We start from the raw sequence: 12,962 nt of genomic DNA, 5'->3' as shown, positions 1-12,962 counted from the left end.
GAGAAGCTTATGAATTGAAAAATAAATTGGACAAATGGTTTAAATTTAGTGATGAAAAAACGGCTAAAAAGGGGTTGGAGGAATGTTTATTGGTTATGAGTAGTTCTACCATTGAAGCATTTCACAGAGTTGAAAAAACATTTAACCGATGGAAACAAGAGATTCTACAATCTTTTATGTACCCATTTAACAACGGTTATATTGAAGGTGTTAATAACACGATTAAAGTGACCAAACGCATGTCTTATGGAATTAAAGATTTTGATCGATTGAAAAATAAAATATTATGGCGACAAGAGGTTCGAAGGGTATTCGTATAAAAAACTCCCTTCAATTAAGAGAGGGTGGCATGAAAATCACACCACCACATTTGACAGAGAACCATTAAATTACAAAGGCTGATGATTAGTCTTAAGTTCTATATCGGAGTGATACACGTGAATCAAAAAGCAATTAAACAAAGTCACTTTATATACTGGGCTTCAGGTATAGTATCTATTTGTGGTATTATTTTTGAAGTTTTGTTTGGAGCTTTAGGCTCCTATATATTGGGGGATGGGGTTAAACAATACACACTTACGATTTCTTTATTCTTAACAGGTATGGGAATTGGCGCTAGTCTTAGTGAAAAGGTTCTAAAGAATTTAGTTATTGCTTTTGTTTATATTGAATTTATGGTTGCATTAATTGGTGGGTTTTCAAGCTTTCTTATGTTTGGAATTACTGCATTCTCACCACCAGGAACGGATGCTTTTTTCCTATATGCAATTACACTTATAGTTGGCGCACTTACAGGTGTGGAATTACCTATACTTATTCGTAAAGCAAATGAAATTGGCGTAGCACTTAACAGAAGTACAGCTAGAGTGCTTTTTTCTGATTATGCGGGAGGATTAATAGGGGGGTTATTATTTGTTTTCCTACTAAGACCTCAGTTTGGAATGGTGAAAACTGCCTTTTTAGTTGGTTGTATAAACTTAACGGTAGCACTAATTGTGTTATGGCTATTTAGAAAAGAAATAAAAAAAGTAGGAATTCATTTTATTGTTGGATCTATAATTGCAATTCTTTTATTACTTGGGCTTTTTTTCGGACAAGCAATGGCACTTACTTTTGAACAAAAATTGTATAACGATCCGATTATTCACATGGAAGAAAGTAAATATCAAAAAATTATTTTGACGAAAGACAAAGCTGATATAAGGCTTTACTTAAATGGTGGTTTACAATTAAGTTCTATTGATGAATATAGATACCATGAAGTGTTAGTACACCCGGCCATGGCTCAGGCCGATAAACAAGATCATGTACTGGTACTTGGTGGTGGCGATGGTATTGCTGTAAAAGAACTGCTTAAATATCAAGATGTTAAAAAGATAACACTTGTTGACCTTGATCCAGCAGTAGTAGAGTTAGCAAATACCAATCATCACTTATTAGAATTAAATGAGGGAGCACTTCAATCAGAACGTGTGGAAGTTATCAATCAGGATGCTTATAATTTTTTAGAAGAGTCAGATGAGTGGTTTGATGTAATTATTGTTGATTTACCAGATCCTAATGATGAGAGCCTCAATAAGCTATACACAAAGGAATTTTATTCGCTTACTAGAAATCATTTGTTGCCAGGTGGAGCAATGATGGTACAAGCTACTAGTCCGGTATTTGCTAGAGAAGTATATTGGACAATCTCGAAAACGATAGAGTCAACAGGATTACACACAGAAAATATTCATGTAGACGTTCCTAGTTTTGGAAATTGGGGTTTTGTTTTTGCTAGTCGTGAACCAATAAATATCTCATCTTTATCTATTGATGTGCCTACAAGGTTTTTAACAACTGAGATTTTAGAAGGTCTTTCTTCATTCGGGAAAGATGAAGATGAAAAAATTAAAGATAGTAATGGTGAGGTGTTAGAATTAAAACCTAACACCTTAATTGACCCGGTGTTGATACAACTATACGAAAAATCATGGGAATATTATTAATGTGTTTTTGTGAAAATTTGCTTTTTCTATTTTAGATAGCTTGTAAAGTGGGTATATATTAATAGAAAGTATTACAATACTTAATTATAAGTTATCAATAGGAGTGAATGTTAATGAAAGTATCTTTCCATGGACAATCTGTTGTGCAAGTGCAAACAGAAACACATAATATCTTAATCGATCCCTTTATTACTGGAAACGGAATGTGCGATCTTGAAGCTAACCAAGTAGCACCAGATGTTATACTGCTTACGCATGGACATAATGACCACGTAGGTGACACGATTGAGATAGCAAAAAGAAATAATTCCCTTGTTGTAGCACCTAATGAACTTGCTGGTTATTTAGAGTCTAGAGGGTTAAACACGCATCCTATGCATATAGGAGGGGCTCATCAATTTGATTTTGGTAAGGTGAAATTAACACCAGCATTTCACGGTTCTGCCTTTGTAGATGAAGATGGTAATAGTGTCTACACTGGTATGCCTGCAGGAATATTATTAACAACAGAAGGTAAAACAATTTATCATGCTGGTGATACAGGCCTATTCTCTGATTTTAAATTAATTGGTGACATGAATGACATTGACCTTGCATTTCTACCAATAGGTGATAATTTTACGATGGGTCCAGAAGATGCATTAATTGCAGCAGAATGGTTGCAAGCAAAAAAAGTAGTACCAGTACATTACAATACTTTTCCTTTAATTGAACAGGATGGGGATGCTTTTGCAAGCAAGGTAAAGCCTGGTCAAGGAATAGCATTGAAACCTGGTCAAGAAGTTAGCTTATAAGTGTTAACTTAAAAATTCCAGTTAAGCTACTATTTGGTCAGAAGGGTATAGCTCTTCTGACCTTTTGTGTAATTTTTGGAGGAAGTCAAACATGTTGGAAATTTGAGAAGCATACACTAGTACATAAATATAAAACAGGAGGAGATATATTTATGAAACAGTATGCATTATTAAGGATTCTGCTAGCGTGTTTCTTCTTGTACATAGCATGGCCATCTATCCGAGGTGAGATTAGCTATTTATCTTCTATTTTTTGGGGTGCCTGGCTCGTTTTTTTCTTGCTAGTATTGGGTTCCAATTTTGCTACTCTATTAAAAATGACTAGGCCGCCAGTCATGGAACAAGAAAGTGACAAGCAATTTCAACTTGGAAAAAATTGATACTATCTTTAGACATCTGTATAATAACAATAGATAATATTTTATTAGTACAGATGGAAAGATTGGTGAAAACGCTTGGCTACAAAACATGAACAAATTCTGTTATTTATAGAATCATTAAAAGTAGGTAATAAAATATCAGTGAGACAAATCGCCAAAGAATTAAATGTGAGCGAAGGCACTGCATATCGAGCAATTAAAGAAGCTGAAAATCAGGGGCTTGTTAGTACGATAGAACGTGTAGGTACCATTCGTATTGAACGAAAGAAAAAGGAAAATTTCGAACATTTAACTTTTGCAGAGATTGTAAGTATAGTGGACGGACAGGTACTTGGTGGAAGAGAAGGGCTATATAAGACATTAAATAAATTTGTTATTGGCGCTATGAAGCTTGAAGCAATGATGCGATACACAGAGAAGGATTCGTTATTAATTGTTGGTAACCGAGTAGAAGCGCATGAATTAGCTTTAAAAGAAGGTGCGGCTGTATTAATTACAGGTGGTTTTGATACAGATGAGCAAGTGAAACGGTTAGCGGATGAAAAGCAATTACCGATTATTTCCACGAGCTATGATACATTTACTGTCGCAGCTATGATCAATCGGGCGATTTATGACCAATTAATTAAAAAGGAAATTGTCTTGATCGGTGACATATATATACCTTTTGTAGAGACATATTATTTAACTACCAAAGATAAATTAATAAAATGGTATGAACTAAATGATTTAACAACACATAGCCGCTATCCTGTTGTAGATGAAAATAACCGTGTTATTGGAATGGTTACATCAAAGGATATAATTGGTAGAGACAAAACAATTAACATTGATAAAGTAATGACCAAAAATCCGATGACCGTATTAAAAGAAACGTCACTTGCATATGCGGCACATATGATGGTTTGGGAAGGACTAGAGATTATGCCAGTTGTAGATAATTATCATAAGCTGGTAGGCCTTATCTCGAGACAGGATGTGTTAAAAGCACTCCAACATATACAGCGCCAACCGCAAGTGGGAGAGACAATTGATGACATCGTGACTAGTAGACTAGAAGTTATTTCAGATGAAACTCAAAATACGGTTTATCGTTCAAGTGTTACCCCGCAAATGACGAATCAACTCGGAACGCTTTCATATGGAGTATTCGTGTCATTCGTCACAGAAGCAGGAAGTCGTGCACTTCGCCAATATAAAAAAGGTGATCTTGTTGTTGAGAATCTATCTGTATATTTTATAAAACCTGTTCAATTAGAAAGTGTGTTAGAAATAAAATCACGTTTATTAGAAGTGGGGAGAAAGTCAGCAAAAGTGGATGTAGAGGTATTTCATGATAAAGATCTTGTAGGAAAAGCTGTCCTTATGGGACAACTAATAGATCGATAATCTTGGCTAAATATATATCTGCCAAGTTGACTCATAATTAGATGAGTCAACTGTAACAGAGTTGGCGAACGTAACTACATGCATACGGAAATGAATGAATTAGGTTTGCTTTCTACTTTTTAATTCATTACGATAATGTACAACCCGTTTAAACCCACCATACATTTGAATGGCACCTAAAAACACGAAAACAATCGTTACATAAAGAGAAAAGCGCGTTTGGTAAAACAAGTACTGATTGATTCCAAAGAAGCTAATGAAAGTTCCGAGGAAAATACGAGCCTTTGAGTTTAGAAAAGCTTGTTGTAACAAATCATCGCTTCTTATGATTGCAACTTTGTAATAAACGTATAAAATGAGTGAAATAACTATCACGATGGGGAAAATAACCATAAAATCTACTCCTAACTATAATAACACTTTCTTCATTGTAGCTTTTTTAATAGAAATTTGCTAGATATGTGATGTTTGATTCTGTCTACCAAACAACTTAGTAGTCTTCAGTCAAAGGAAGTTTTCTACAAATATGAAATAGGTTAAAGGAGTGTAAGAAGTAAATGATTGTAAAAAATATTATAAAAAAAATTCAGGAATACAATACGATAATAATTCACCGGCATGTTAGACCAGACCCAGACGCCTACGGTTCACAGGTGGGTCTTTCTCAGATTATTAAGCATACATACCCGAATAAAGAAGTTTTTGTCGTTGGAGATGAAGACATATCTTTATCGTTTTTCTCAGACATGGATGAAATTAAGGATGAAATATACCATAACGCACTTGTTATTGTATGTGACACTGCTAATCAAGCTCGAATTTCGGATCAGAGATTTTCACTTGGAAGTGAACTAATCAAAATTGATCATCACCCTAATGTGGATTCCTATGGAGATTTAGCTTGGGTGAATATTGAAGCAAGCTCAACAAGTGAAATGATTTATGAGTTATTTTTAGAAGCAAGGGAAGCAGGTTTCCAGTGTAATGACCGTGCAGCAAGTTTGTTGTATGCTGGTATAGTAGGTGATACAGGGAGATTTTTATTTCCAAGTACATCTGAAAAAACATTTCGTTACGCTTCTGACCTAGTGAAGTATAATTTTAACCGTACAGAATTATACGATTTAATGTATAAAACAAAACGAAATGTCGCACGTTTAAAAGGTTATATTTTGCAAAATTATACAATTTCTAATTCAGGATTAAGTTCCATTATAATTACGAAAGAAAAGTTGCAAGAGTTTGAAATGACTTCTACAGAGACAAGTCAACTTGTGGGGATTTTAGGTGATGTAGAGGGGATTAAAGCATGGGTTATTTTTGTGGAGGAAGAAAATTTAATTCGTGTTCGGCTAAGATCTAAGGGACCTATTATCAATGATATTGCAGCTAAGTACAATGGTGGTGGTCACCCACTTGCCTCCGGTGCGACTATTTATGACTGGAAAGAGACTGCTGCAGTTATAGAAGATTTAGAAAAAGTGTGTACAGACTATAATAAGACAGAAGAAAATATATTCTGATAAATGATGTCTATAGTACCTCGGTATAGCTATTTTATATACCGAGGTACTATGAATATTCGAGTAATAAATAGCATCTAATCTAATCTTTGAAAATTACACATCTAATATTCCGGTACAAACCAACAACCATTTTCAGTGTGTTCACATACGACTTGGAAATCTAGCTTTGTTATTTCTCGTTTCATAAGACGGATAATCTCATCTGTTTCTGCATAGGCAGAGTATCCAGCAATTAATCGATCAAGCTTTTCTTGTACAATAAGGGTACGACTCATAATAAGCATAACAAACCACTCCCTTTTATTGTTTTACTTTAGTATACTAAAAAAAGATAAGAAAGGTACAATTTGTCAATAAAATTCAAGAAATGTTCATTTTCAAAAGGCTAATCCGAAGATTTTTAGCTCCAGCGCTTGCCTCGCCCGAGGGTTGCCCTAGGGTAAACATAAAGGAATGCCACATCGAAAGCACCTTTAGAAATACTTGTTTCAAAGGGGCCCCGAGCTTTTCTTAATTTGCTATTTTAAGTTGAACATTTACTGTAAGATTCTCTGTCACAAATAATTGGTTTACAACTGCATTATAGGAAAACTCATCTACTGGATATGTTTTGTTTTCAATCGTAGCTATTAGTAACTCGTAATTATCGGACAAACTACTTGTGCTTTTTCCAACGACATGATTAATTTCTTCTTTTATTTGCTCTTGTAACTGATGGACAATAAGACTATCCAATTTTAGTTCGGTTTCGTTTTCAATATTGATGATAATGGTTTGAACTTTAATATCCTCTTTTGACTTTTGATCTAATTCTTTTTTGCTCTCTTCTAATGTTTTGTAGTTATGCTGTAGTTGGTTCAATTCTGAACGGAGTTTTAAATTCTCTTCCACCCATCGTTCATGAAATTTACCATACATAAAAATAAACACTGCAAAAGCTATGATTGCACCCAAGAAAGCTCCAGCTAAAAACCTTTGCCAACTAGCTCTTTTGTAGTACGGAGGAATGTGCATTATTCAAACTCCTCCTGAGTGATCCATTCAATAACCATTAACGCCGTTTGCACGCCACCCATTGCAGTAATTATTAGTATGATTTGTTTTACCATATCTAAAGTTGAACCTTCGAAAATACCTTTTTCGAAGTTTGAAATAGCATCAAAGGTTCCCCCGATAGCTGCTACAATAGCCCATATTCTTAAGCTTTTTGCGATACGTCCCATAAGTGTTAAGGGAGGTTCCCCTGTTGCAAAAGCTCCAATGCTACCTATTAATGATCCACCCATGATTACTCCAAGAGCTATAAAATAGCATTGAATCATCGAGGAAACAAACCTTTCTTCCATAATTGCCTCTCCTTTATCTATCCTGTATTGGTTAGATCCGATACATGGATTAAGGTTACTTACATTAAAGTACTTAATAAAAATATGGTTCTTTAAAATTTATGAAAAAAGAGGACGAGATATGTTAATGATTTTATTGTATATCTTTATTCGGCTATAATAGATATTTAAGGAGTTCATCAGAATATAAGTTTTTATAAAGGTGGTGTGAACGATGGGATCCACTCACTTACAAATACGAAGTGGTTATAGTATTATGCAGAGTACGATAACAATTGATCGATTGGTAGCTACAGCAAAAGAGCAAAAAATAAGTAGCATTGCTTTAACAGATGTAAATGTTATGCACGGAGTTGTTTCCTTCTACCAAGCATGCCTTAGTGCAGGAATTAAACCAATAATAGGTATGATTTTAGATGTTGAAAATGTTGAGGGTAAAAGCGAACAATGTATTGTACTTGCAAAGAATAATAGAGGTTATAAAAGCTTATTGAAATTAAGTTCTCACATTCAACTACAAGAAAATAAACAAATAAATAAGATTGATTTAAACATGTTCTGTTCAGATTTAATAGTTATTATACCTATTACAGCTTCATGCTTGGAACCTCTTTTAGAAAAAGGTGAACTGGAACAAGCCGCCACCCATTTTAATAAGTGGAAAGAGATAGTGAAGGAAACCCAACAACTATATTTAGGTGTGGATGAATCAAGTTTAAAAAATTATCCTTATTTACAAAGTTTCTGTGTAGAAAATAATATCGTAGCAACAGCAATTAGTGATATACGATTTTTACATAAATCAGATACATTGGCATTTAACTGCTTACAAGCAATGAGGTATGGGGAAAAGTGGACAAGTAACAATATTCATTCAGTAAAAGGTTGTCACTTATACAGTGAAGAGGAGTTAGATGCTATTTTTAGTGACTGGCCCACTCTTTTGGAAGTATCAAATAACATTGCTGCAAATTGCAATGTGAAGTTAAATTTTGACCAAAGGATGCTACCACATTATCCTGTACCAAAAAGTCAAACAGCAGACAATTATTTAAAAGAACTATGTCATACATCATTACAAAACAAGTACAATGATAAACCTGAAAAAGTTATTACACGTTTGAACTACGAACTAAAAGTGATAAAAGAAATGGGGTTTAGTGATTACTTTCTTATTGTTTGGGATTTTATCCATTTTGCTAGGGAACAAGGTATTACAGTAGGACCTGGGCGAGGGTCTGCAGCTGGTTCTTTGGTAGCATTTTTATTAGGGATTACAAATGTGGATCCGATACGCTATAACTTATTATTTGAACGATTTCTAAACCCAGAACGGGTAACGATGCCAGATATTGATATTGATTTTTCAGATCATCGTAGAGATGAAGTCATCCAATATGTAAAAAATAAGTATGGACAGGATCATGTGGCACAAATTATCACGTTTGGAACATTTGCCACTCGTTCATTATTAAGAGAGTTATTTAAAACAATGGACATTGATTCACAAGATGCTTCTTTTATATTGAAGGAGATACCAGCACAAGGAGCAAAATCAATTATATCTAGTGTTAAAGCATCTAGTGCATTAACTGAATACATAAAACAGTCAGAGACACTTCAGTTATTATTTAAAATCGCTACAAAATTAGAGGGTTTACCAAGGCATGTTTCTACACATGCTGCGGGAGTAATAATAAGTGAGCAACCGTTAATAGAAAACGTTCCACTTATTTCTTCACATGGTGAGATATACTTAACACAATACGCAATGAAAGAATTGGAATCTATTGGTTTACTGAAAATAGACTTTTTAGGTTTAAGAAATTTAACTTTAATTGAAAGAATAATTTCGACGATTAATCACAAACAGAAAAAGAAAATTGAACTGGATTCTATTCCACTGGATGACGTTAAAACTTTTTCATTGTTACAAAGTGGAAAGACAAATGGTGTATTTCAATTAGAGTCTCAGGGAATGCAAAAAGTTTTAGTAAAGCTTTCTCCTACAAACTTTGAAGATGTTGTTGCAGTTAATGCTCTATATAGACCTGGGCCTATGGAATATATTCCAGTTTATATAAATAGAAAACATAAGTATGAAAAGGTAAGTTACCCACATGAGGATTTAAGACCAATATTAGAGAATACATTTGGAGTACTTGTGTATCAGGAGCAAATCATTCAAATTGCTAGCAAACTAGCTGGATTTACTTTAGGACAAGCTGACATACTACGCCGAGCTGTTAGCAAAAAACAAAAAGAAGAGATTGAAAAAGAACGAAAACACTTTATTCAAGGTTGCTTGAAAAATGGATATGAACTCTCCGTTGCACAAGAACTTTTTGATTGGATTGTTCGGTTTTCTAACTACGGGTTTAATCGTAGTCACGCAGTTGCTTACAGCTTAATTTCCTATCACTTAGCTTATATAAAAACGCACTATCCTGCTTACTTTTTAGCTGAAATATTAAGCTCCGTGGCAGGGCAACAGGATAAAATTCGCTTGTATGTTCGAGAGGCAAAAGATCTTGGAATACTTACCTTGCCACCTTCAATTAATAAGAGTTTCGGTATTTACACCGTCGAACATAACAATATTAGAATGGGATTATTATCAATTAAAGGTGTTGGTAGCCAGGTAATCAAAGAAATCATTCGTGTCCGTAAAGAAGGTGCATTTAAACACCTATTTGATTTTTGTTTACGTGTTCCAATGAAAATTGTTAATCGTCAAGTAATTGAATCTTTAATTATTGCAGGTGCTTTTGATGAAACGCATTCAAATCGGGCAAGTTTATTAGCAACGATCGATCAAGCAATTGAACAGGGCGAATTGTTCAGTGAATTTGAGGATCAAGCTTCATTCTTTCAGGGGGATATTGAGTTAGATGCTTCTTATATAGAAACGGAACCATTTTCAGAGATGAAACAGTTGACGCTGGAAAAAGAATTGATAGGTATGTATATGTCTAGTCATCCTTTATCAAAAGACAGAAACAAGCTTAGAGCAGAAGGTTATATTGGTTTAACGGACTTAAAGAAACATATAGGGAAAAATAAGATGGCTTCAGCTGCTGTTATTCAGGAAATGAAAGTTATTCGAACAAAACGGGGAGATGCTATGGCGTTTGTGAATCTTTCAGATGAGAACGGGGAACTGGAAGCTGTAATCTTCCCTGAAGTGTATCGAGAAGTGAAACCGTGGATAAAAGAAGAGAAAATAGTTTTTATTCAAGGGAAAATAGAACTTAGAAATGAACGGGTTCAATTGCTTATTTCTGAGATAAATGAGTTTGATCCTGAAAAGTTACAGTTAAATGATAAACATGACAAACGAGTATTTATCAAGTTAAAGAAAGAGAAAGAAAAAGAAGGACTCCTTTATATCAAGCAAGTTGCAGAAGAAAATCCAGGAAGAGTCCCTGTGATTGTTTACCATGAACAGAAAAAACAAACGTATCAGCTTACGAGTGAATACAATATTAGTTTAAATCAACAATCTATTAATGCTCTAATAAAAGAATTTGGTAAAGAACAAGTAGTGTTTAAAAATAAAACAACATAGTGTCTCACTCACCTTTAGATATTTTAAATCGAAAGTGTTACGCAAGTAGTATGTAACTGAACCGTCTAAGGTAGTCCTGGATTTTCTATTGGTTCATGAGTTCTCTGAAATCTTGTTCGGTTATTGTAGGTTATACTAAAGTTGCAAACTTAAATGATAGAGAAGGTTATGAGTAGTTTATTATCAAAAAGGTAGACATTTTTATTCTTATGAAATGCATAAACTTGAAAAGTACCAATCTTTACACGCTTTTCTCATCTGGTATAATGTAATAGTTAAGTGGTCGGACCAATTTTTTATAGCATCAAATGTGACTCGAAATGAAACGCTCATCCCAATCCGTGACAGATAGTCTGTTATAGCAATAGTTAAATGTTCAAAGGAATAAATATGGATTAGCTTTAACTTTAATACGTTCTAGGGTGGAAGAAATATAAGGAGTGATTAGAGAATAAGCTATGTCAACAAAAACTAAAGTGTATGAAGAGGTCTTAGGTCAAATAAGGGCATTTATAAAAAAATAATTTATCTCCAGGTGATAGACTTCCATCAGAAAGAGAGCTTTCTGAAAAATTAAACGTTGCAAGGTCATCAATACGTGAGGCGCTTCGGGCAATGGAGCTACTTGGTTTAATTGAAACCCGGCGTGGGGAAGGAACTTTTTTAAAAACTTATCGAACTTTTCGTACCGTCGAATTGCTTTCAGCTTTTATTTTACATGAACATAAAACTAGAGACGAGATAATATCGTGTAGAACTATTATCGAAAAGGAAGCAGTTAAACTTGCATTTAAAGTGATGAAAAAAGACGTTATTGAAGAGTTACAAACAACAATAGATAAGTCGCAACAGGATGAAGAACAAAGGTATTATAGTTTTTTTATTATTATTTTTGAAAAAGCAGATAATTTTTTATTACAGAAAATATGGATGTTATTAGATGATTTTTCACGTTCTATAAAAGAAACTTATTACATGAAGCAATTTTATATTAGATTATTAAATGCCTTTTCACACAATGAGTATGAAGATATTGAACTAATATTTGAACAAGCTAAATAGACATAAGTAATCATACTTTCATCATTTATAAAGGTTCGTTCAAAGGAGGAATAACTCTTGCTTAAAGATTTTTTTAGTAAGAAAAAGAAATATGCATCAATCCCAAGAGAAGAAGCTAAACAAGACGTTCCTGAAGGATTAATGCAAAAATGCCAAGGTTGTCAAAAAATATTTTATCGAAAAGAAATGGCCAAAAACTTGAACGTATGTCCTGAGTGTGGACATCATCATCAAATGAGTGCTTATGATCGAATTGAAAGCTTATTAGATTATGGTTCATTTATAGAGTGGGATAAACATTTACTATCAAATAACCCCTTAGCATTTCCGGATTATGAAAAAAAGCTTGAAAAAGATATTGAAAAAACAGGTATTAACGAAGCGGTTGTGACTGGTAAAGGGAAAGTAAACGGACTTGATACAGCAATTGCTGTCATGGATTCTAGGTTTCGTATGGGTAGTATGGGGTCTGTGGTTGGTGAAAAGGTAGCAAGAGCAATTGAAAATGCAAGGATTGAATCCATGCCCATCATTATCTTCACCGCATCTGGTGGCGCAAGAATGCAAGAAGGTGCTTTGAGCCTGATGCAAATGAGTAAAACTTCTGTCGCTATACAGAGATTACATAATGCTGGTGGATTATTTATTTCTGTAATGACAAACCCGACTACAGGAGGAGTATCAGCGAGCTTTGCATCTTTGGGTGACTATAATTTTGCTGAACCAGGAGCACTAATCGGTTTTGCTGGTAGAAGAATAATTGAACAAACAATTAGAGAAAAACTACCTGAAGATTTTCAAACAGCTGAATTCCAATTAAAGCATGGACAAATTGATAAAGTAATTCCTAGACATGATATGAAAAGGATTTTAACTACAATATTGGATATCCATCAGTAAGGGGTGATA

Annotated in this window: 12 protein-coding genes and 1 pseudogene; 9 read left to right on the top strand and 4 right to left on the bottom strand. The window is 34.1% G+C overall.

Features of this window, described 5'->3' with window-relative positions; all coding sequences use genetic code 11:
• The 5 genes from QQS35_RS09485 to QQS35_RS09465 form a co-directional block, all read left to right on the top strand.
• Window positions 1–320 (top strand): transposase (locus QQS35_RS09485; RefSeq protein WP_285930906.1); only part of this gene is annotated, 320 nt, incomplete at its 5' end.
• Between the two features lie 117 nt (window positions 321–437).
• Window positions 438–1,988 carry a polyamine aminopropyltransferase gene (locus tag QQS35_RS09480; protein ID WP_285931814.1) on the top strand — a complete coding sequence of 517 codons (1,551 nt, stop codon included), beginning with the start codon at window positions 438–440 and terminating at the stop codon, window positions 1,986–1,988.
• Between the two features lie 113 nt (window positions 1,989–2,101).
• Window positions 2,102–2,782 carry a metal-dependent hydrolase gene (locus tag QQS35_RS09475; RefSeq protein ID WP_285931813.1) on the top strand — a complete coding sequence of 227 codons (681 nt, stop codon included), beginning with the start codon at window positions 2,102–2,104 and terminating at the stop codon, window positions 2,780–2,782.
• Window positions 2,783–2,934: 152 nt separating this feature from the next.
• Window positions 2,935–3,162 (top strand): hypothetical protein, encoded by a 228-nt coding sequence (locus QQS35_RS09470; protein ID WP_285931812.1) that lies wholly within the window; start codon window positions 2,935–2,937, stop codon window positions 3,160–3,162.
• Between the two features lie 75 nt (window positions 3,163–3,237).
• The gene (locus QQS35_RS09465; protein ID WP_285931810.1) at window positions 3,238–4,551 is read left to right on the top strand and encodes a DRTGG domain-containing protein; all 1,314 of its coding nucleotides are present in this window, start codon (window positions 3,238–3,240) and stop codon (window positions 4,549–4,551) included.
• A gap of 99 nt (window positions 4,552–4,650) precedes the next feature.
• Here the strand turns inward: QQS35_RS09465 and QQS35_RS09460 are convergent, their stop codons facing one another.
• Entirely contained in the window at window positions 4,651–4,944 is a 294-nt protein-coding gene (locus QQS35_RS09460; RefSeq protein ID WP_285931809.1) for a YtpI family protein, read from the bottom strand.
• Window positions 4,945–5,108: 164 nt separating this feature from the next.
• Between QQS35_RS09460 and QQS35_RS09455 the strand changes: the two genes are divergently transcribed.
• Window positions 5,109–6,074, top strand: coding sequence for a DHH family phosphoesterase (locus QQS35_RS09455; protein ID WP_407933954.1), 966 nt, complete (start codon window positions 5,109–5,111; stop codon window positions 6,072–6,074).
• Window positions 6,075–6,178: 104 nt separating this feature from the next.
• On the opposite strand, the gene QQS35_RS09450 is transcribed toward QQS35_RS09455, so the two are convergent.
• The 3 genes from QQS35_RS09450 to QQS35_RS09440 all read right to left on the bottom strand — a co-directional run bounded on the left by QQS35_RS09450 (window position 6,179) and on the right by QQS35_RS09440 (window position 7,423).
• Complete coding sequence (locus QQS35_RS09450; RefSeq protein ID WP_285931807.1) at window positions 6,179–6,361, bottom strand: hypothetical protein; 183 nt, start codon at window positions 6,359–6,361, stop codon at window positions 6,179–6,181.
• 226 nt (window positions 6,362–6,587) lie between these two features.
• A complete protein-coding gene (ytrI, locus tag QQS35_RS09445) occupies window positions 6,588–7,091 on the bottom strand; it encodes a sporulation membrane protein YtrI (protein WP_285931805.1) in 504 nt (167 codons plus the stop codon).
• On the bottom strand, window positions 7,091–7,423 hold the full coding sequence (locus QQS35_RS09440) for a YtrH family sporulation protein (protein WP_285931803.1): 333 nt from the start codon (window positions 7,421–7,423) through the stop codon (window positions 7,091–7,093). Before QQS35_RS09440 ends, ytrI begins: the two co-directional genes overlap by 1 nt.
• A gap of 214 nt (window positions 7,424–7,637) precedes the next feature.
• On the opposite strand from QQS35_RS09440, the gene dnaE reads away from it, so the two are divergent.
• The 3 genes and pseudogenes from dnaE to accD all read left to right on the top strand — a co-directional run bounded on the left by dnaE (window position 7,638) and on the right by accD (window position 12,953).
• Entirely contained in the window at window positions 7,638–10,991 is a 3,354-nt protein-coding gene (dnaE, locus tag QQS35_RS09435) for a DNA polymerase III subunit alpha (RefSeq protein WP_285931801.1), read from the top strand.
• Window positions 10,992–11,522: 531 nt separating this feature from the next.
• Window positions 11,523–12,053, top strand: a pseudogene (locus QQS35_RS09430) (FadR/GntR family transcriptional regulator); the annotation flags it as partial.
• 57 nt (window positions 12,054–12,110) lie between these two features.
• A complete protein-coding gene (accD, locus tag QQS35_RS09425; protein ID WP_285931795.1) occupies window positions 12,111–12,953 on the top strand; it encodes an acetyl-CoA carboxylase, carboxyltransferase subunit beta in 843 nt (280 codons plus the stop codon).
• Window positions 12,954–12,962 lie beyond the last annotated feature (9 nt).

Origin of the sequence: Aquibacillus rhizosphaerae (assembly GCF_030282825.1) — a bacterium.
GTDB lineage: Bacteria > Bacillota > Bacilli > Bacillales > Amphibacillaceae > Aquibacillus_C > Aquibacillus_C rhizosphaerae.
This window is presented reverse-complemented; position numbering and strand designations above follow the sequence as displayed.

What these genes read in the sequence shown, in the direction of transcription:
- QQS35_RS09475 (WP_285931813.1), top strand. Translation starts at nt 2,102, where the DNA reads ATGAAAGTATCTTTCCATGGACAATCTGTTGTGCAAGTGCAAACAGAA.
- QQS35_RS09470 (WP_285931812.1), top strand. Translation starts at nt 2,935, where the DNA reads ATGAAACAGTATGCATTATTAAGGATTCTGCTAGCGTGTTTCTTCTTG.
- QQS35_RS09460 (WP_285931809.1), bottom strand. Translation starts at nt 4,944, where the DNA reads ATGGTTATTTTCCCCATCGTGATAGTTATTTCACTCATTTTATACGTT.
- QQS35_RS09455 (WP_407933954.1), top strand. Translation starts at nt 5,109, where the DNA reads ATGATTGTAAAAAATATTATAAAAAAAATTCAGGAATACAATACGATA.
- QQS35_RS09450 (WP_285931807.1), bottom strand. Translation starts at nt 6,361, where the DNA reads ATGCTTATTATGAGTCGTACCCTTATTGTACAAGAAAAGCTTGATCGA.
- ytrI (WP_285931805.1), bottom strand. Translation starts at nt 7,091, where the DNA reads ATGCACATTCCTCCGTACTACAAAAGAGCTAGTTGGCAAAGGTTTTTA.
- QQS35_RS09440 (WP_285931803.1), bottom strand. Translation starts at nt 7,423, where the DNA reads ATGGAAGAAAGGTTTGTTTCCTCGATGATTCAATGCTATTTTATAGCT.
- dnaE (WP_285931801.1), top strand. Translation starts at nt 7,638, where the DNA reads ATGGGATCCACTCACTTACAAATACGAAGTGGTTATAGTATTATGCAG.